The 16,361-nt window shown below is 61.0% G+C and carries 24 protein-coding genes and 3 pseudogenes; 14 read left to right on the plus strand and 13 right to left on the minus strand.

Features of this window, described 5'->3' with window-relative positions; translation table 11 throughout:
* Nucleotides 1-6: 6 nt before the first annotated feature.
* The gene (tnpA, locus tag A37A_RS0100380; protein WP_081616143.1) at nt 7-420 is read right to left on the minus strand and encodes an IS200/IS605 family transposase; all 414 of its coding nucleotides are present in this window, start codon (nt 418-420) and stop codon (nt 7-9) included.
* A 73-nt stretch (nt 421-493) separates the two neighbouring features.
* Here tnpA and A37A_RS0100385 point away from each other — a divergent pair, with 73 nt between their 5' ends.
* The 3 genes from A37A_RS0100385 to A37A_RS0100395 all read left to right on the plus strand — a co-directional run bounded on the left by A37A_RS0100385 (nt 494) and on the right by A37A_RS0100395 (nt 2,826).
* A complete protein-coding gene (locus A37A_RS0100385) occupies nt 494-802 on the plus strand; it encodes a transposase (protein ID WP_018289574.1) in 309 nt (102 codons plus the stop codon).
* 252 nt (nt 803-1,054) lie between these two features.
* Nucleotides 1,055-1,852, plus strand: coding sequence for a hypothetical protein (locus A37A_RS14785; protein ID WP_018289575.1), 798 nt, complete (start codon nt 1,055-1,057; stop codon nt 1,850-1,852).
* Nucleotides 1,849-2,826 carry a nucleotidyl transferase AbiEii/AbiGii toxin family protein gene (locus A37A_RS0100395; protein ID WP_018289576.1) on the plus strand — a complete coding sequence of 326 codons (978 nt, stop codon included), beginning with the start codon at nt 1,849-1,851 and terminating at the stop codon, nt 2,824-2,826. The genes A37A_RS14785 and A37A_RS0100395 overlap by 4 nt, the downstream gene beginning before the upstream one ends.
* Nucleotides 2,827-2,942: 116 nt before the next feature.
* Here A37A_RS0100395 and A37A_RS0100400 read toward each other — a convergent pair whose 3' ends face one another.
* From A37A_RS0100400 to A37A_RS0100420, 6 genes and pseudogenes are all read right to left on the minus strand, one after another.
* Complete coding sequence (locus tag A37A_RS0100400) at nt 2,943-3,665, minus strand: DUF6088 family protein (RefSeq protein WP_018289577.1); 723 nt, start codon at nt 3,663-3,665, stop codon at nt 2,943-2,945.
* Nucleotides 3,662-3,961 (minus strand): HipA domain-containing protein, encoded by a 300-nt coding sequence (locus tag A37A_RS20345; protein ID WP_343122719.1) that lies wholly within the window; start codon nt 3,959-3,961, stop codon nt 3,662-3,664. The genes A37A_RS0100400 and A37A_RS20345 overlap by 4 nt, the downstream gene beginning before the upstream one ends.
* A gap of 66 nt (nt 3,962-4,027) precedes the next feature.
* Nucleotides 4,028-4,284, minus strand: a pseudogene (locus A37A_RS14790) (hypothetical protein).
* A complete protein-coding gene (locus A37A_RS18670) occupies nt 4,281-4,481 on the minus strand; it encodes a hypothetical protein (protein ID WP_018289579.1) in 201 nt (66 codons plus the stop codon). The pseudogene A37A_RS14790 and the gene A37A_RS18670 overlap by 4 nt, the downstream one beginning before the upstream one ends.
* Before the next feature lie 305 nt (nt 4,482-4,786).
* Nucleotides 4,787-5,041 carry a hypothetical protein gene (locus tag A37A_RS0100415; protein ID WP_020493810.1) on the minus strand — a complete coding sequence of 85 codons (255 nt, stop codon included), beginning with the start codon at nt 5,039-5,041 and terminating at the stop codon, nt 4,787-4,789.
* 32 nt (nt 5,042-5,073) lie between these two features.
* A complete protein-coding gene (locus A37A_RS0100420) occupies nt 5,074-5,676 on the minus strand; it encodes a hypothetical protein (protein WP_018289581.1) in 603 nt (200 codons plus the stop codon).
* 76 nt (nt 5,677-5,752) lie between these two features.
* Between A37A_RS0100420 and A37A_RS21940 the strand changes: the two are divergent.
* From A37A_RS21940 to A37A_RS0100435, 3 genes and pseudogenes are all read left to right on the plus strand, one after another.
* Nucleotides 5,753-5,974: pseudogene (locus tag A37A_RS21940) on the plus strand (ArsR/SmtB family transcription factor); the annotation flags it as partial.
* A gap of 126 nt (nt 5,975-6,100) precedes the next feature.
* Entirely contained in the window at nt 6,101-6,979 is an 879-nt protein-coding gene (locus A37A_RS18675) for an arsenite methyltransferase (RefSeq protein WP_343122726.1), read from the plus strand.
* Nucleotides 6,980-7,630: 651 nt separating this feature from the next.
* On the plus strand, nt 7,631-7,855 hold the full coding sequence (locus A37A_RS0100435; protein ID WP_018289583.1) for a DUF6290 family protein: 225 nt from the start codon (nt 7,631-7,633) through the stop codon (nt 7,853-7,855).
* Between the two features lie 367 nt (nt 7,856-8,222).
* Here the strand turns inward: A37A_RS0100435 and A37A_RS14795 are convergent, their stop codons facing one another.
* The 6 genes from A37A_RS14795 to A37A_RS0100465 all read right to left on the minus strand — a co-directional run bounded on the left by A37A_RS14795 (nt 8,223) and on the right by A37A_RS0100465 (nt 12,318).
* Nucleotides 8,223-8,795, minus strand: coding sequence for a replication protein RepA (locus A37A_RS14795; protein ID WP_018289584.1), 573 nt, complete (start codon nt 8,793-8,795; stop codon nt 8,223-8,225).
* Between the two features lie 284 nt (nt 8,796-9,079).
* The gene (locus A37A_RS0100445) at nt 9,080-9,328 is read right to left on the minus strand and encodes a CopG family transcriptional regulator (RefSeq protein WP_018289585.1); all 249 of its coding nucleotides are present in this window, start codon (nt 9,326-9,328) and stop codon (nt 9,080-9,082) included.
* A 33-nt stretch (nt 9,329-9,361) separates the two neighbouring features.
* On the minus strand, nt 9,362-10,009 hold the full coding sequence (locus A37A_RS0100450) for an AAA family ATPase (protein WP_018289586.1): 648 nt from the start codon (nt 10,007-10,009) through the stop codon (nt 9,362-9,364).
* A 401-nt stretch (nt 10,010-10,410) separates the two neighbouring features.
* A complete protein-coding gene (locus tag A37A_RS14800; protein ID WP_020493813.1) occupies nt 10,411-11,364 on the minus strand; it encodes a Fic family protein in 954 nt (317 codons plus the stop codon).
* Between the two features lie 293 nt (nt 11,365-11,657).
* A complete protein-coding gene (locus A37A_RS0100460; protein WP_018289588.1) occupies nt 11,658-11,891 on the minus strand; it encodes a hypothetical protein in 234 nt (77 codons plus the stop codon).
* A gap of 235 nt (nt 11,892-12,126) precedes the next feature.
* Nucleotides 12,127-12,318 carry a hypothetical protein gene (locus A37A_RS0100465; RefSeq protein ID WP_020493814.1) on the minus strand — a complete coding sequence of 64 codons (192 nt, stop codon included), beginning with the start codon at nt 12,316-12,318 and terminating at the stop codon, nt 12,127-12,129.
* A gap of 211 nt (nt 12,319-12,529) precedes the next feature.
* Between A37A_RS0100465 and A37A_RS21670 the strand changes: the two genes are divergently transcribed.
* The 8 genes and pseudogenes from A37A_RS21670 to A37A_RS14820 all read left to right on the plus strand — a co-directional run bounded on the left by A37A_RS21670 (nt 12,530) and on the right by A37A_RS14820 (nt 16,358).
* A complete protein-coding gene (locus tag A37A_RS21670) occupies nt 12,530-12,658 on the plus strand; it encodes a hypothetical protein (protein ID WP_018289590.1) in 129 nt (42 codons plus the stop codon).
* Between the two features lie 84 nt (nt 12,659-12,742).
* A complete protein-coding gene (locus A37A_RS0100475; protein WP_020493816.1) occupies nt 12,743-12,982 on the plus strand; it encodes an AbrB/MazE/SpoVT family DNA-binding domain-containing protein in 240 nt (79 codons plus the stop codon).
* Nucleotides 12,976-13,323 carry an endoribonuclease MazF gene (gene mazF / locus A37A_RS0100480; protein WP_026195560.1) on the plus strand — a complete coding sequence of 116 codons (348 nt, stop codon included), beginning with the start codon at nt 12,976-12,978 and terminating at the stop codon, nt 13,321-13,323. Before A37A_RS0100475 ends, mazF begins: the two co-directional genes overlap by 7 nt.
* A 111-nt stretch (nt 13,324-13,434) precedes the next feature.
* A pseudogene (locus A37A_RS21945) lies at nt 13,435-13,503 on the plus strand (hypothetical protein); the annotation flags it as partial.
* Between the two features lie 82 nt (nt 13,504-13,585).
* The gene (locus tag A37A_RS14810; RefSeq protein WP_255324839.1) at nt 13,586-14,500 is read left to right on the plus strand and encodes a Fic family protein; all 915 of its coding nucleotides are present in this window, start codon (nt 13,586-13,588) and stop codon (nt 14,498-14,500) included.
* Between the two features lie 292 nt (nt 14,501-14,792).
* Nucleotides 14,793-15,443, plus strand: coding sequence for a PD-(D/E)XK nuclease family protein (locus A37A_RS17855; RefSeq protein ID WP_018289595.1), 651 nt, complete (start codon nt 14,793-14,795; stop codon nt 15,441-15,443).
* A 217-nt stretch (nt 15,444-15,660) separates the two neighbouring features.
* Nucleotides 15,661-15,933 carry a type II toxin-antitoxin system VapB family antitoxin gene (locus A37A_RS0100500; protein WP_018289596.1) on the plus strand — a complete coding sequence of 91 codons (273 nt, stop codon included), beginning with the start codon at nt 15,661-15,663 and terminating at the stop codon, nt 15,931-15,933.
* Complete coding sequence (locus tag A37A_RS14820) at nt 15,930-16,358, plus strand: type II toxin-antitoxin system VapC family toxin (RefSeq protein WP_018289597.1); 429 nt, start codon at nt 15,930-15,932, stop codon at nt 16,356-16,358. The genes A37A_RS0100500 and A37A_RS14820 overlap by 4 nt, the downstream gene beginning before the upstream one ends.
* Nucleotides 16,359-16,361 lie beyond the last annotated feature (3 nt).

A 16,361-nucleotide genomic window follows, 5' to 3' on the forward strand; every position in this document is an offset into this window, starting at 1 on the left:
CATGGCCTATCGCCTCTTGGTGACGTGTTCGGATCGTTCGATGTAGCGACGGATGGTTTCCGCGCTGACATTGCCGGCGGTGCCGACGTAATAGGATGGAGACCAGAGATGTCCATCCCACAACCGCTCCTTAAGTGCTGGAAACCGTTGAAACAGCAAGCGAGCCGTAACGCCCTTGAGCACCTTGACGGCGTCGGCCACGGCAATGGCGGGAGGAATGCTGAGAAACAGATGGATGTGGTCCGGCTGAATCTCCTTGGAGATCATCGGCCAATCTCTTTCCGCGCAAATCGAATCCAGCATCGCTCGCATTTCCTCGGCCACCGGTCCCGTCAACACGTCGATCCGATACTTTGGGCACCATACCACATGGTATGCAGTTTGGTAAACACAATTGCGATTGGTGACAACTCGTTGCACATCTGGAATCCTACGTCACATATCGCGTTCCCAGCAACCGCAATTCCTCCCGCGATTCAAATCGCAGGTTTCCTTGCAGGAACTCTATGAAAAGGCCCGAAACTGGCTCAGGCTTCACCCTAACGTCAGCTTTCACTATACGCCGACCCATGCTTCCTGGGTAAACCTCATCGAATGCTTCTTCAGCATCCTGACCCGACAGGGCCTTCAACAGTCTGTTCACAAATCGGGCAAGGACTTAGAGCGCTTCCTCAAGGCTTACTTCGCCAAATACAATGATCACTGCCAGCCCTTCCATTGGACTAAAGGGCCGGAAAAGCTTCAGCACATCATCGAGCTCACCCAGCAATTCCAAGCCGAATATGCTGCTGCGAACTTATGAGTCGATGTACTAGTGTCCACCTTTTCCACTTCCGTCGGCGCGAGCCACATTTAAGCTGTCAGGGTGACGGCGTGAGCGACGGCAGGAAGCGTGAACGGTGCTCGGGTTGGAGCGCCCGGAGCCTGCCCGCGACAATACAGGCCTGGCGTTCCTCTCTCGCAAATCGTCCCGGCACCAAAAGTTCGTTGTTGCCGTATTCAGTTATATTTTACATATAGCTTTACGCTACTTAAAGCAACAGACCTTGCATTCATGCCGCAACTCATATCCGCCCCGTTCTTCAGTGCCCATCCGGTCTTCACTCGACCGGAATACGCCAAGGCCGTAGGCCGTCGCCCGGACGATAGGGTCGTCACGGCGATGCTCAGCCAACACCTTCGCGCCGGCAACATCCGGCGGATTGCCCGCGGCGTGTTCGCCTCCGTCCCCAAGCATGCCGCCGCCGACCAATGGATCGTGGACCGCTTCCTGGCAGCGTCTCGCCTGCGCCGGGACGGTGTGATCGCCTATCACTCGGCGCTCGAGTTGCTTGGCTATGCCTATACGGACGGCCAAGAGGTCCAGGTGATCGCTCCGGGCGAGCCCGGGGCCTTCGAAACGGCCGATTTCCTCTGCCGCTTCGTCAAGCCACCGCATGGATTCGCTCCGCCCGATGGCGTCACCACCGTCGATCGCCTGGGACTGGATGTCAGGGTCACGACGCTGGAACGGACGATCGCCGACCTGTTCGACCGCTATGACCTGGCCGGCGGCCCAGAAGAACTCTTTAACTCCCTGGATCTGGTTCCGCGCGTGGACGCGACCGCCCTGCTCCGGTTCGCGCGAGCGCTCGGCAACGCGGCGGCCTCCGGCGCCCTGGGATATTGGCTCGAACGCGAGAAGACCCGGCTCGGCGTGCCGGAGAGCGTCATCGACCAACTGCGGCTGCTCGCGCCGCCCCGGCCTCGCTATGCCTTGGGCGCCAAGCCGAACGCGGGGCGATCGGCCAAAGGGTGGAACGTGATCCTCCCCATCGAGGTGATCGAGCGCCCGTTCGAGGGACTCCCATGACCGCTCCTTCCGCCCAGACCCTGCAGCGTCTCGCCGGAGAGACGGGCCATCAGGCGGCCACGCTGGAAAAGGTCCTGCGGCTCCTCGATCTGCTCCAGGAAATCGCGCATGATCCGGTCCTCTCCGAACGGCTCGCCCTGAAGGGCGGAACGGCGCTCAACTTGTTTCACCTCAGCCTCGATCGGCTGTCCGTCGATATCGACTTGAACTATGTCGGCGCGCTCGATCGCGCCGTGATGGAGTCGGAGAGGCCGAGCGTCGATGCCGCGATCAGCCGCCTCCTCGCTTCCCAGGGCTATGCCGTCCGGCGCCAGCCCGAGGAGCATGCCGGCGGCAAATGGATCGGCCGCTACGCTTCGGCGCTCGGCGGCAGCGGTACCCTGGAAGTGGACGTGAGCTACATGGCGCGGCAACCGCTGTTTGGTGTCGCGCGGATGGACTCGATCCCGCTCGGCGGAATACGCGCTTATGGAGTTCTGGTCCTGGATCTCCACGAGATTGTCGCCGGCAAGCTGGTCGCGCTCGTGGATCGGCAGGCGGCCCGCGACCTTTTCGATGCTCGTCGCATCCTGTTGATCGACGGGCTCGACTGGAGGAAGGTGAAGGCCGCCCTTCTCGCCATCGGCGCGTGCGCGCGCCGCGACTGGCGGACCGCATCCCTCGACGCGATCCGAGGCGATCCACGCGAGTTTCGGCAGAAGCTTTCGATCTGCCTTCCGCGAGACCGTTTTAGCGAAAAGGGAGACATCGACACATGGATGGAGGAGACCGTCACCCTCTGCCGCGAGCGGCTGGCCTTCCTCTTCGCGCTGACGGAGAATGAGCGCGAATTCTTGGACGGCGTGTTGGATCGGGGAGAAGTTGTTGCCGATCTGCTCGATATCGATTCCGACATCCGTGCTCGGATAGGTAGCATACCGATGTTGGCCTGGAAGTGCCTGCATGCGCGAAGACATCGGGGCTTGAGCGGGTAGTGTCGCAAGCCCTCGCGCAGCGCCGCGCCGGCCATTTGCCTCGAGCTCCTCGCGGTGCCCTTGGCGCGGCCGTTCGCTTGTCTTGTCTCACATTCCAGTGGCTTCCTTTTCTTAGCTTAACCACTGGTCGGATTTTTAGGGAGTACTTCACTGTTTGTAGGCTTCGGGGCTCGTGAACCCACCTTGGTGGCCTCGATGGAAGCGAGCAGCCGCCGAACGAACTCCTGCATCCAGATCGGCAGGGCGGAGAGTCCTGCGCGGAGATCCTTGCGGATCGCTTGCCCATGCTCGGGATCGGCGAGCAGGCGTCGCAATGCGATCTGGACGCGCTGACGCTCGCTGTCCTGGGCTAACAGGTCCTGCATCCAATATAGGGCCTGGACGACCCTCATGGCTGGCTGGTCGGCCCAATAGAGGCGGCTGCGCGCAGCGAACTTGAAGTGGATCTCCTGGTTGCCGAGCTTGATCGGCTTCAGCCGCGCGTCAGCCAAAACCTCGATCCGGGCGGGGACGGCCGTGGTGAGCCCGAGATCGTTGGCGGCGGTCATGCCATCGACGACAATACGCAGCCGGGCGCGGCGGGCGACGGCGCGAATGACGGCGCGATAGTCGGGCACGGTCGGATGGCCAGTCAGCTCGTTCTTTCGCGGCCGATCGTATAGACCTCGATCGATGCGGCGCAGATCGCCTGCGGCGGTAAGGCGCTGGAGAGTCTTGTCGATGACGGCGCGGCCGCCGAGATCGGCGAAGTCGCCTGGCGTCCAGACCTCGTCCGGGTTGGACGCTATCCGGGCGAGCAGCCGGGAACGGAGATCGGTGTCTTGCGCCAAGCTCGTCATGTCCGAAAGATGCTACATGTTTCGGACAGACGCAAGGAGTGTCCGAAGGATGCTACATCCTTCAGACAGAGTTCCTTTCGAGAGACGTCGAACCGGCGCATGACGAAGAGCCGCCGATCGTTCGACAACCAGAACTCCGGCACTTCCAGGCCCGCCAGGCGGGCGGCGCTCATGCAGAGATACTTGTTGGCCGCCAAATCTGGGCATTCCTCGCCTCCAGAGAAGATGCAGCCCAGGTGCAACAGAGCCGCGATTGCACTCAGCACAGCACTGGCAACTGAGAATGGGTTTGCCACAACGTTCCTGAGCGGCCTAACGCCAGAAATCAGCGGCGCCGGTACGGCGTCCGCTGGATTGACCTGTTAGCCGCCGACGAGTTTGTCGTACTCCGCGTGGCTGCCGATCCAGAACCAAACAACCTCGTCCGGAGCCTGCACACCCAGCGCCCGATAGTGCAGCCCGACTCTAACCGATCGGAAGCGCCCCACCTGCTTGAAGTGGAGCAGGCATGATTCGGGTTGGCCATGAGAAGCTGATAGTTCCTGTCGGCGAGCCGCTGCACCTGCGCTGGAAGTGATGCGTAAGCCTTCCAGAACGCCGGTGTGGCAGAGTGCTTCACAGAGCGCTGGTACTGCCAGCACGATGCGCCTGAAGTGCCTCTTCCGCCAGACGATCCAGCTTGCCAGCAGCAGCATCGCGCTCAATCTGGCGGTCCCATGCGTCGGCGTCGAATTTGGCATACCAAGCACGGAAGCGCTCAAGGTCTTGCGGTGAGAGCTTGGACACCAGATCTTCGATTTGCTGAACCTTGCTCATATTGCGAGATTACCAGAAGCGCGCCTGTGGCGGCTATATGAGCGTTCGCGCGGCGCTCAATGCGAGCTTCCAAAGCCGGAGGCGGCTCTGTCTACCGGAAAGGGAGCGGGTGGCGGAGGTTTCCGCTTGCGGCTCTTCGGGTGCAGCGTCATCGCGATTTCATGACGGCGAAGGAGCGCTACGGACGCGACTTCCGGGGGGGGCGATTTCGCGAACTCCACGCCTGGACAGGGGGGTGCGATTGCACGCTGCTGGCGTATCCTGAGCGACGATGCTTGTTGTCTCCGGCCCGACGCGTCTTTCGCTCACGGCTCTTTGCGCAATCCCTCGATTTCCAGGCCGTGTTCGACGGCGCGGTGAATCGCCAGGTTGATGACGGCGGCGCGGGACTGGCCGAGCTCGGCGGCGAACTCATCCACCTTCCTCAATAGGGCGGGCGCGATGGTCAGGCTGATTTGTTGCTTCTTTCCTTTTCTGACGCCCTTCGGCTTGGGCTCCGCATCGGGGGCACCGGAAATGAAGGCCTCCGCGTTTTTCGGTTTCGGTCGCACAATCGCCACAGACACCTACCTTATATTGCTTTCATATCACTTTACGCTTTAAACAATGCGTTAACCAGTGCGGATAGCTCGGCGCTCGCCTTCGGGTCTTGAGGCTTGAGTTCGAGGACGGAAAGCCCCGCGCCGGCGGCATTGGCAAAAGCCTTCCGGCGGCGGATCGGGGTCGGCAGGTACTCGAAAGACGGCACGTCTGTCACCGCGGCCGAGGCGTCCGCGTTATCCGAGGAGGTTTCGCCGGGATCGGCGCAGTTCAGGACGGCGAAGGCCCGTAGTCCGTCACGGATGCTCCGGGCTTCGTTCACGAGCGCAGCGATGTCGTCGAGAGCCCAAACGTCGTAACTGCGCGGCTGAAATGGCACCAAAAGCACGTCGCACAGCACGAGGGCGGCCCGCAAAGCGGTCGAGTCGCGCCCGCCCGCGTCGATGATGATGTCGTCGAACTTGGCCCGCTGCTGCTGGACCTGGGCGCGGAGCGTCGGGCCGTCGGGATAGGTGGCGCACGCGATTCCGGGCTGCTGGCCCGATTCGGCACGAATGCTGATTGCGGTTTGCGCCGTGCCTTGCTGGTCTCCGTCGATCAGCCACCCGTCGCGGACGGCCCGCGCCCGGGCTATCGCTAGCTGAGGTTCCAGCATACAACCCGTCTCAAGGCAGCGGCGAACGAACGAAAACCGCGTGACTCCGCTAGCTGGTTTCTCTATACTTCGAAACATGTCGAATCATCGTAATGATGTCGACTCCTTCGCCGCGCAGTTCAAGGCGTTGAGCAATCCTCACCGCTTAGCCCTGTTCCGCCGCCTCACCAGTTGCTGCCCACCCGGCACAAGCTGTAGTACCGAGGATGCGGTGCGTTACAGCGTCGGCCAGCTTGGCGCAGACATCGATATTTCGATCTCCACCCTCTCTCATCACCTGAAAGAGCTCAAGCGCGCCGGTCTGGTCCAGATGGCGCGCAAGGGCAAGCAGGTTGAGTGCTGGGTGGCCCCGCAAACCCTTGAGCAGCTCTCCGCGTTCTTTGCCGAGCTGCCCGCACAACCGAAAGATACAAGGAACAAACCCATGAGCGAACAGAACACCTGTTGCGGCACTTCCGCTGTTACCGATAAGAGTCCGTCCGCCGCCGACCACGACGCATACCGTCAGAGCGTGCGCGAGAAATACTCCCAGGTAGCGAAGGCAAACAACGAGAGGCAAGGCTGCGGTGGTGGCACCAGTTGCTGCGGCCCCACCGACGATGGTGCGATCAACACCCTCATTTCTACCCGTCTAGGCTACAGCCAGGCAGATCTTGATCTGGTCCCATCCGGTGCCGATATGGGTCTTGGCTGCGGCAACCCCAAGGCCATCGCTGCACTCAAGTCTAGCGAAACAGTAGTCGATTTGGGTTCAGGTGGCGGTTTTGACTGCTTCCTTGCCGCTCGCGAGGTTGGTAGCAGCGGCCGCGTCATTGGCGTCGACATGACTCCGGACATGGTATCCAAGGCGCGCGCAAACGCGCTGAAGGGGCGGTATGAAAACGTGGAGTTTCGTCTCGGCGAGATTGAGCACCTGCCGATTGCCGATGTGACCGCCGACGTGATCATCTCCAACTGCGTGATCAACCTGTCGCCGAACAAGCCCCAGGTTTTCCGTGATGCCTTCCGCGTACTCAAGCCGGACGGACGACTGGCCATCTCGGATGTTGTCGCTACCGTCGAACTACCCGAGGAGATGCGCAACGATGCCGGCCTCATTGCCGGCTGCACAGGCAACGCCGCCCTGATCGATGACCTGGAAGCAATGATGCGCGAGACTGGTTTTGAGCAGATCCGTATTCAGCCGAAGGATGAGTCAAAAGAGTTCATCAAGGACTGGGCGCCGGGCCACAACGTGACGGACTACGTTGTTTCCGCCACCATCGAAGCGGTCAAGCCTGGTGGCTGCGGCGGCGGCAAGTGAGGTGCCCGTCAAATTTCGCCTTCCAGTGAGCCATTCTCATATTGCTATGGATTGCTGATTCTCATTCCTGCTGATCCAGTTCTCGCGAAAGCAAATTGGTGAGCTGTAGCCCTCCGGGCCGGATGTGCGTGACGTCGCCCCGTCCACACGCGATTGGGCGCCATCGGCATCGAGTGCTTGGAATCCGTCGTCAACGAACCGATCATCCAGTTGCTATGTGGACTACTTCAAGGAAGTTCCACTAGGGCTTTTTGGGAGATGGCTTCCCGCCAGCCTCAGTCTTGAACTCCTTGAACTCGGGGACAACGTACCGATGCCCGTTTTCGTCGGTCACGTCCCGGTAACTGTACATGCTGGGGTATTTTGCGCGGACGCATGGCTCCTTGGAACCATCGGGGGCTGTGCAAACTCCCCAGACCAGCCGCCCATGCAACCCGGCTGCCCGATCCAGTTGAGCGAGCTTTGAGGTGCTCCCAGTACGTCCGACCAATGGAAGCGGTTTCTAGACTAATATTTTGCCTCCTCATTGTTTCAGGTGAGGTTCATCTCAGAAAGCGGGAAGGCGTGCTCTGATTTGCACGCACCGCTGCATCCAAGTGGAGGCTAGCTATACTTGTATATACTTGTATAGCGATCCGCAGGAAACCAGACATGCTTGCCATCCGACTGCCTGCCGAAGTGGAAAAACGCCTGGCGGCGCTCGCCAGAGCTACTGGGCGCACCAAGACTTTCTACGCCCGCGAAGCCATTCTCGAGCATTTAGATGATCTCGAAGATTTGTATCTCGCGGAGCAACGGCTGATCGACATTCGTGCGGGCAAGACACAACCCGTGCCAATCGAAGAAGTGATGCGACGCTATGGCATGGAAGGTTGAACTTGATCCAGCCGCTGAGCGCGAGCTGGACAAGATCCACCGGACAATCAGCCACCGCATCCTCGCTTTCCCGTATGGCCGCCTAGGGCGACTCGCCTAGACAGGGGGGGCGATCTACCCCACCTGAACCTAGACAGGGGGGGCGATGTACCTCGCCCTAGGCTGGGATGACTGTCTGGAGGGCGAGCCAGCGCGTTGGCGCCGGGGGGGGATCGCGCAGCGGTACCTCTCTCTTTTGATTGCCTAGCTACCGAAGACACCCATCGGGTTCAGGGGGGCGATTGCACACCCGAGGGGGGGGCGATCTACCCACAACGGTGGACGCACCTCTCCTGAACCTATTAACTTTCCCAGTTCGCCGACTTGTTCAGTCTCCGTTGTGTTTCTGGATCGGAGGAGGCGAACCCATGACCAGCAGCCCGTCGGTGATTGGCTTCACCTTGGCTTGCGGGTAGACCGTTAACACTTCCTGCAATGCGAGCAAAAACGTCCTCCTGAAGTCTTCGTCAGCGTTTTTCCCCTGGCCCTCCTGGGCGAACTGCTCGTGCAGGTCTTTCCATGGCAGAACGACAGGGCTGGCTCCGTTCCGGTGTAGCCAGTGCGCAAGCCAGCAGTACACGTCGAGTGCTAGACACGAGCCATCAAGCGCTTGCAAAGTCCTGGTGTCGAGCGGCACAGCGCTTTCCATGATGTCGTGGTAATAGGCTTCCGAGAGAATCATTCTCCGCGGCGCGATCAGCGGATGCTCGGGTGGGTCGCCGATCAGCCAGGGATAAAACTGCTCGATCGGTTGGTAATTGTACGTTCGACCCCAGAATCCGAATTGAAACCTGCAAGCAGCCAGGGCGCGCATCTGGTTCCGCAGTGTCGCACAATCCCATCTGATCCCCTCTAGACCAATTAAGCGCAAAAAGTGAGCGGCCGTATTGCCGATCGGCATTTCTTTCGTTCAGTTCCGAATGGCGAACGTGGAGGCCCATCCCAAGATGAATCGAGGCATTACGCCGCACGGGATTGGCTGTTCGACTAGGCCAAGGAAGCCAGCCTGCACGTTTACCCATGCCGCACCCAAGCGCCGAAGGAAATTGCGTCCCTCTACTCTCTTGCGAAGTAGCGCCATCTGGCACAGAACGCCGCGCATAAAAGCCAAAGGCCCGGCGTCAGGACGCGTAGAACTCTTGGTCACCGCATCGACTATCGTATTGGTCAGCCCCTTAATAGAGTCTATTTCCGCAATCCCTCGATTTCCAGGCCGTGCTCGACGGCGCGGTGAATCGCCAGGTTGATCACCGCGGCGCGGGACTGGCCGATCTCGGCGGCCAACTCATCCACCTTCCGCAAGAGGGCGGGTGCGATGGTCAGGCTGATTTGCTGCTTCTTTCCTTTTCTGACGCCCTTTGGCTTGGGCTCCGCATCGGGTGCACCGGAAATGAAGGCCTCCGCGTTTTTCGGTTTCGGTCGCACAATCGCCATAGGCACCTATATTACAGTGTTTTTCATATCACTTTACGATTTACACAATGCGTTAACCAGTGCGGTTAGCTCGGCGGTCGCCTTCGGGTCTTGAGGCTTGAGCTCGAGGACGGAAAGCCCCGCGCCGGCGGCATTGGCGAAAGCCTTCCGGCGGCGGATCGGGGTCGCCAAGTACTCGAAAGGCGGCACGTCTGTCACCGCGGCCGCGGCCTCCGCGTTATCCGAGGAGGTTTCGCCGGGATCGGCGCAGTTCAGGACGGCGAAGGCCCGTAGTCCGTCACGGATGCTCCGGGCTTCGTTCACGAGCGCAGCGATGTCGCCCAAGGCCCAAACGTCGTAGCTCCGCGGCTGAAATGGCACCAGGAGCACGTCGCACAGCACGAGGGCGGCCCGCAAAGAGGTCGAGTCGCGCCCGCCCGCATCAATGATGATGTCGTCGAACTTGGCCCGCTGCTGCTGGACCTGGGAGCGCAGCGTCGGGCCGTCCGGATAGGTGGCGCACGCGATTCCGGGCTGCCGGCCCGCTTCCGCCCGCAGGCTGATCGCCGTTTGGGCCGTGCCCTGACGATCGCCGTCGATGAGCCAGACGTCCCGGCCGGCCCGGGCCCGGGCTATCGCCAGGTTCACCGCGAGCGTCGTCTTGCCGACTCCGCCTTTCGTGTTGCCGACCGTGAGAATCATGTTTCACCTGTTTTAATATGAACATACTGTTGCACAAGGCTATTTTTCAGACGTATGTCATCCTTTTTTGCAATGTGCGATTTCGCGGCGCTCCCTCGCGAGAAGGCACGAAGCGACCCCTTCCGCGGGACAGGATGTAGCGCTTGCGGGGACGTGAGTTCAGTCCCTTTTAGGGCCTGATCTCTCGTAGATCCCATCTGCACCGCTCCCTAACGGGATTGCGATGCATTCCGCATCCCAAAACACGGCACTTTGCATCCCCAAGAACGGTGCTTGCGAGAGTTCCTCGCTCCTGGCGGCTCCCGGTGCAGCCGCGTCCTGCTATCTTCGCTCCCCGACGCGACGGCTGCCTTTTCGCAGGGTTCGAACGGGGGGGCGATTGCACGATCCGAGACGCTTGGTTACTCGGAGTTCACAATTCCCTGATTCTCTTCTCCGATTCTCCGGTCCTCGATCGCGTCCGCGATCGTCCTCCCCGTTTCCAACGTCGACTCTTCCCTCGCTTCCCGCCCCTTTCCCGATCGCGAAGGACCGCCTGCAACTCCTCGCTCTCCGCCCAGCGACACGATGATCCGCTCCACGCTCAGCTTGAGTTGCCGCCCGATCAACGCGGCGAGCCTGCCCGCCTCCATCCCGGCCATGGCGGAGGCGACATTTTCCCAGTCGAAGCTCTCGTCGAGGACCGAAGCCAATGCCCTTTCCGCTTCCTCGATTGCCTTCAGATAAGCCTTCCTGCTTTCCTCATCCCCCTTCAGCACGATCGGGGGAAACCCGCAGGAAACCAGCAGGTAGTTGGTCAGTATCCTTCCCGTCCTCCCGTTACCGTCCGGAAACGGGTGAATGCACTCGAAGAGAACATGCTGCCGAGCGAGGGCCTCTTCGGACGGATGCGCCTTGGCCGATTCCGCATAGGCTATATAAAACTTCAGCCATGGTTCGATCTGGGACGGATCCGGCGGCGTAATTTTCGCGCCGGCGATTCTCACGTTGCCGAACCGGAGTATCCCTTCTCCCGCCACGAAGGAATTGATCGACCGAATCAGAGGGATGTCGAAGAGGAAGGCGTTCTCCTTCCAACACCGGTAGGCCAAGTCGTAAGCGAATCGGGCGGCCTTGAAATAGCCGTAGAAGGCCTTTTCGTTTCCGGTTTCCGCCCGTCCGGAGGAAAGAACCCGCTCGATCTCTTCCTCGGAGACGAAATACCCCTCGAGCATCACCGAGTTGCGGCTTTCCTCCTTGAGGAGATCAAGCCACTCCTTGTCAGCGACGCTCGGCTCCGGCAGCCCGCCGAGCCGCCCAAGCATTTCCCGTCTCCACTCAATGGCGGCATCGAAATTCCGCTTCTCTTTGCCCATAATCCTCTCCTACGGCGGGCTCCCCGCCCCCTTCCCGGGCGCGGGCGGAGGAAGGCGAACCGCTCTCGAATCTCCCATACGGTTTCCCGCGGAGCCAGTTCGACGGCGATCCAGCCCGGGCCCGGCGGTTCCGGACGTCCGCTATCCGCTCCGTCCGCGAATCCGCGGAAGCCCTCCTCTCCCTGGCGTTCTCCGCGTCCGCGGGAGGCCCGCGCCGCGCCTCCAGCCGAATGGTTTCGTTACCCGTACTGCCAGTCGCCGGCAGGCATGAGGAGGGATTCCCCGCATTTCGATCAGCCGGCGATATCGGGCGAAAGCGCCGGCATCGCATCAAGGAATCGGGTTGCCTCCTCCCGGATCCGGTCGTCCGGACTATCGGCCAGCCGTTCCACCGGCTTTTCCGCCAGGAATGCCCGCATCGCATGTCCGAGAGCCGGACTGTCCAGACCCAGGGAGCGGAAAGCCCCTACCGCGGCCGCCCTCGCCCGCTTCCGGTTCGGGACCCGATCGATCGTGCTTTCCCTCATCACAGAGGTTTCTGCGTCGATCTTCGGATCCGCGGCTCATGCTTCCCTGTCTTCCCTCGTGCTGGAGTCATTCAGCCGTCGCTGGGCGGGCGGGTGCCAGCTGAGCGGATGGTTCCCGCCTGGGTCAGGGTGCTCTCCACCCGTCAGCCGAAGTAGATCGATTGCACAAGCTGGATGATGGCGTGCTTATCACGCATGGTCTGTCGTCGTTTTTACACAACTTATTCCGCTTCAATCATCGGGCCAGTGACGTCCACCCGACAATCACGCCTTGTTCCGCGAGTTTTTCGACCGCTTCCTTCACCGGATTGTGCTGGCCGCCAGCCCAATCGAATAGGATCCTGAGGGGCTCCCGGCTGATCCGGTCGGTCGAAGCTGTGGCGGAGCGGAACGGTTCTCGGCAACGCTCAACCTGGTTGGCGCGCATCTTGTGTCCGGCGGTTTTCTCAATTTCCGGTAGCCACGCTTCCCCTAAATTCAAGGTCTGCGACCTTGGTAGTCCCTATTGCCGAAAGGGGTCCGTCGAGAAGTCGGGATTCGATCTCCTTCACAGCCCAGCGGATGATCGCGACTTCGATTTCGGGTTGGCCGTAGCTGCGATTTAGTTGATCGAGCTTTAGGCCCGTTGGGACTTAGGCATGGAGAACGCCCAACGCGAACTGCTGAAATGCGCCGCCGCTGAGAAGACCTTGCAGTCGCAAATGGTTGCCATGCAACTGGGTGGCACCGGCTCCGGCTGGAAGCCGTTTGCCCAGCGGTTGAACTGAATGCGGTAAGAATTGATCATTACGCCTTGCTCTTTGCGGTCAAAGCCAGTATATCTTTTGTATATCCAGAAGACAAACGAAGCCATGCGCACGCAAGTCTCGAAATGGGGTAACAGCCTCGCCATCAGGATCCCGAAGGCCTACGTCGAAGAGGTGGGCCTGTCCGAAGGGGCGACCGTCGAGGTCAAGCTCTCGGGCCGCAAGCTGGTGCTGACGCCGGCGCGGCCGGAATACAAACTGGAAGAGCTTGTCTCCGGGATAACGCCCCAAAACCGCCACGGTGAGACCGACTGGGGCGAACCGATGGGCAAGGAGAGCTGGTGAGCCCGGCTCGCTACGTGCCCGAGCGCGGCGACTTGATATGGCTCACCTTCGATCCACAGGCCGGCCATGAACAAGCTGGCCGCCGTCCCGCCCTGGTGCTTTCGCCGGCGCCGTACAACCGGCGCGCGGGCCTGGCGCTGCTCTGCCCGATAACCAACCAGGCCAAAGGCTATCCGTTCGAGGTCGCCCTACCCGAAGGGCTTTCGATTTCCGGTATGGTCCTCGCCGACCACGTGAAAAGCGTTGACTGGGCCGCGCGCCGCGCCCAATTCGCGGCCGAGGCGCCGCCGCAGGTCATAGCCGAAGTGACGGCCAAGCTTCGGCCGTTGCTCGGCGCATAGGTTAATGCCCGAGTGTCTCGAAGAAAAGACCATTGCGGCGCTTCGCTCCTATCTGAGCGATGTGCGGGCGTCTCCGAACGAATGGGTGACGCGTCAATAGTTGCGGTGAATATGCACCTCTGGGAAGAACCCGATTGGCCGTCCTTCCGATTCGATGACGCGGTCGTCCGCGACCAATTGTCCGCTGCCCGGCTGAAGCAGGGCCGCCTGCTGGGAGCGATGTCGCTTCTCGGCTCCCCCCCTGAGCACCGAAGCCCAGGCGTTGGCAACCACCGAAGAGATCGTCAGCAACAGCCAGATCGAGGGCGAGAAACTCGACAAGAAAGCGGTCCGCTCCCACGTGGCGAGGCGACTCGGTCTCGAGGCTTCAGCGCGGCACGATCGGCGGGCCGAAGGCGCCGCCGAGATCGCTTTGGATGCAGCGAAAAACTATCAGGCTCCCCTCACGGAAGAGCGGTTGTTCGGCTGGCATGGGGCTTTGTTCCCGGGCGGTTATTCCGGCATGTATCGGATCAGGACGAGCGCATGGCGCGACGACGCGAGATGGCCCATGGTCATCGTTTCCGGACCCCTCGGGAGGGAGAAAATCCACTTTCAGGCTCCGCCGGCATCACGGGTTCCCAAGGAAATGGAGCGGTTTCTCGACTGGTTCAACCGCGAGCAACCCATCGACCGGATCCTGAAGGCGGGCTTGGCCCATCTCTGGTTCGTGATGATCCACCCGTTCGAGGACGGCGACGGGCGGATCGCGAGAACGCTCACGGACATGGTATTGGCCCGCTCGGAGAGCTCGGACAAGCGGTTCTACAGCCTATCCGGCCAGATCCTAAAAGAACGGAAGGCGTACTACGCGGCCTTGGAGCGCGCGGACAGGGGTGGACTGGACGCGACCCGTTGGCTCTTCTGGTTTCTCGACTGCTTTTCCCGGGCGGTGGATGGCGCCCAAGAGATTCACTCCCGTGTCTTGAACAAGGGCGCGGTTCTGGATGCAGCACGCTGGCGCTCCACTCAACGAAAGAAGGCAGAAGGCCGTCCTCAATCGCTACCTGGACGGTTTCAAGGGTCGCTTGACGGCGAGGAAGTGGGCGACGCTGGCCAAGTGCTCTCTATCGACATCCGAGCAAGACATTCGTGGTCTGGTCGGTTTCGGCGTTCTGCCAAAATATCCCGGCGATAGCAAAAACACGAGATTTTCGATTCGTCTGCCCGAGAAACGAAGTTTGTGAAACGAAAGTGGCCTCCCCGTGCAGATGCCGGAGGGGATCCTGCGCGCCGCCCCGGGCCGGACGAGGCGACCGAGGACCAGAATAAGCCGCTGCAGGGTCGCTTGCGGAGGCTGGCAGTTGAACCCATGGGACCCCTCACCGTCCTTCCCTCCCAGTTGCCCTACCGGCTTGTTCTCAGGAATGCGTGGCACGACTTACTCATCCGTATTGTAACGGCGCATTGGAAGCCATAGAGTAATCGTCATGGAGCGGCGTCCCTCCCCATATGTCTGGGCTACCTGGGCGGCCAAGGTCATGGCCGGCGATGCCAATTGCCTCTTCGCCTACTGGCTGCGGGCGAACTACCGCTACGCGAAGCTTCCGTCCTCCTTCGACCTGGCCCGATGGACCGCCGATCACACGGCGCTCGTCCAGAAGCAGGCGGAGTCCCTGCGCGACCAGGGTTGGGAGGTGAAGCTCGAGTCCGAGAACAGCTTCAACCTGCAGGGCCGATCGGGCACCATCGGCGGGAAGCCCGACATCGTGGCTTTCCGCGACGGCGAGGTCCGCGTCTGGGACGCCAAGACCGGCAAGCAGCGGCATTCGGACTCGATGCAGGTCTGGATTTACCTGGTCTGCCTGCCGCATCTGGTCGAGTGGTCCTACAAGAAGCTCCCCAAGCCGAAGGCCGGCACCGTCCTCTACGCCGACGGGACCGCCACGGAAGTTCTTTTCCAGGGCAAGGAGGATCCGCTCATGCCGAAGTTCCAGTCGACGATGGCGTTGCTGGCGAAGGAGTCTGCGCCGGTGAAGTCGCCCTCCTTCGAGGAATGCCGGTTCTGCGACATACCCAAGGAGGATTGCCCGGATCGTGTCGAGGAGCAGCCGAAGGCGGCCACGACGGATCTGTTCTAAGCGGCCGTTTCGCGGGACGCAACCGGCCGGAGCCGAACGTGGCTCGGCCGAAAGGCTTCACCGGCTCGTGCCTCGGCCATCGTTCCCCCCGCCAGCAGATCCGTCGCAGCTGGGCTGGCCAAGAAACAGATGGATGAAGTCGCCTGGAAACGAGCTTTGCGTTTGAATTCAGGTCATCCCCGGTTATATCTAGAAGCTTGTTCTAGAAAGTGTCGCCATGGGCCTCAGCATCAAGTCCGAGGAAGCCGACAGGTTGGCGCGGGAGTTGTCCCGCCTGACCGGCGAAACCATGACCGAGGCCATCACCAAAGCCATGCGCGAGCGGCTGGAACGGCTGCGCGCCGAGCAGCAGGCGAAGGGCGATTACGTTGCGCGCATGAAGGCATTCGTGCGCGAACGAGTCGACAGCTACGATCGTCGCCCGGTCACGAAACGGGAATGGGACGAAGCTGTCGGAGACACGCCCGAAGAACTCGGCTTTTCTCGATGATTGTCGTGGATTCATCCGCCATCATCGCAATCCTATTCGATGAGGCGGAAGCCTCCGGTTGTATGACGGCCCTTCAAAAGGAGGGTGCACGTCTCATTTCGGCGGTGAACTACGTCGAAGCCGGAACGGTCATGGCGGGCAGGATCAGAAGCGGAAACCGTCGCGAGGCGATTGCCGATCTGGACGTTTTCCTGACCGACTTCCGCATCGACATCGCCCCGGTCGACGATCGTCTGACGCGCGCGGCGATGAAGGCGAGGATCGATTACGGCCGGGGATTCGGCACGCGCGGCGGATTGAACTTTGGCGATTGCTTCGCCTATGCCCTGGCCAAACAACATTCGGCGCCATTGCTCTATGTCGGGAACGACTTTGATCTCACCGATATTCGGCCGGCGCTAAGTTCAACAAAATCGAAGAAATGAACT

It is taken from the genome of Verrucomicrobium sp. 3C, from assembly GCF_000379365.1.
GTDB lineage: Bacteria > Verrucomicrobiota > Verrucomicrobiia > Methylacidiphilales > Methylacidiphilaceae > Methylacidimicrobium.

Excerpts from the sequence above, each read along its gene's own strand:
- A37A_RS14785 (WP_018289575.1), top strand. The coding sequence starts at position 1,055 with ATGCCGCAACTCATATCCGCCCCGTTCTTCAGTGCCCATCCGGTCTTC.
- A37A_RS17855 (WP_018289595.1), top strand. The coding sequence starts at position 14,793 with ATGGAGCGGCGTCCCTCCCCATATGTCTGGGCTACCTGGGCGGCCAAG.
- A37A_RS0100420 (WP_018289581.1), bottom strand. The coding sequence starts at position 5,676 with ATGCTGGAACCTCAGCTAGCGATAGCCCGGGCGCGGGCCGTCCGCGAC.
- A37A_RS14820 (WP_018289597.1), top strand. The coding sequence starts at position 15,930 with ATGATTGTCGTGGATTCATCCGCCATCATCGCAATCCTATTCGATGAG.
- A37A_RS14795 (WP_018289584.1), bottom strand. The coding sequence starts at position 8,795 with ATGCCGATCGGCAATACGGCCGCTCACTTTTTGCGCTTAATTGGTCTA.
- A37A_RS0100465 (WP_020493814.1), bottom strand. The coding sequence starts at position 12,318 with ATGCGCGCCAACCAGGTTGAGCGTTGCCGAGAACCGTTCCGCTCCGCC.
- A37A_RS0100500 (WP_018289596.1), top strand. The coding sequence starts at position 15,661 with ATGGGCCTCAGCATCAAGTCCGAGGAAGCCGACAGGTTGGCGCGGGAG.
- A37A_RS0100395 (WP_018289576.1), top strand. The coding sequence starts at position 1,849 with ATGACCGCTCCTTCCGCCCAGACCCTGCAGCGTCTCGCCGGAGAGACG.
- A37A_RS0100460 (WP_018289588.1), bottom strand. The coding sequence starts at position 11,891 with ATGAGGGAAAGCACGATCGATCGGGTCCCGAACCGGAAGCGGGCGAGG.
- A37A_RS0100435 (WP_018289583.1), top strand. The coding sequence starts at position 7,631 with ATGCTTGCCATCCGACTGCCTGCCGAAGTGGAAAAACGCCTGGCGGCG.
- A37A_RS14800 (WP_020493813.1), bottom strand. The coding sequence starts at position 11,364 with ATGGGCAAAGAGAAGCGGAATTTCGATGCCGCCATTGAGTGGAGACGG.
- A37A_RS0100475 (WP_020493816.1), top strand. The coding sequence starts at position 12,743 with ATGCGCACGCAAGTCTCGAAATGGGGTAACAGCCTCGCCATCAGGATC.
- A37A_RS0100445 (WP_018289585.1), bottom strand. The coding sequence starts at position 9,328 with ATGGCGATTGTGCGACCGAAACCGAAAAACGCGGAGGCCTTCATTTCC.
- A37A_RS0100450 (WP_018289586.1), bottom strand. The coding sequence starts at position 10,009 with ATGATTCTCACGGTCGGCAACACGAAAGGCGGAGTCGGCAAGACGACG.
- A37A_RS21670 (WP_018289590.1), top strand. The coding sequence starts at position 12,530 with ATGGAGAACGCCCAACGCGAACTGCTGAAATGCGCCGCCGCTGAGAAG.
- A37A_RS18670 (WP_018289579.1), bottom strand. The coding sequence starts at position 4,481 with ATGAGCAAGGTTCAGCAAATCGAAGATCTGGTGTCCAAGCTCTCACCG.
- A37A_RS18675 (WP_343122726.1), top strand. The coding sequence starts at position 6,101 with ATGAGCGAACAGAACACCTGTTGCGGCACTTCCGCTGTTACCGATAAG.
- A37A_RS0100400 (WP_018289577.1), bottom strand. The coding sequence starts at position 3,665 with ATGACGAGCTTGGCGCAAGACACCGATCTCCGTTCCCGGCTGCTCGCC.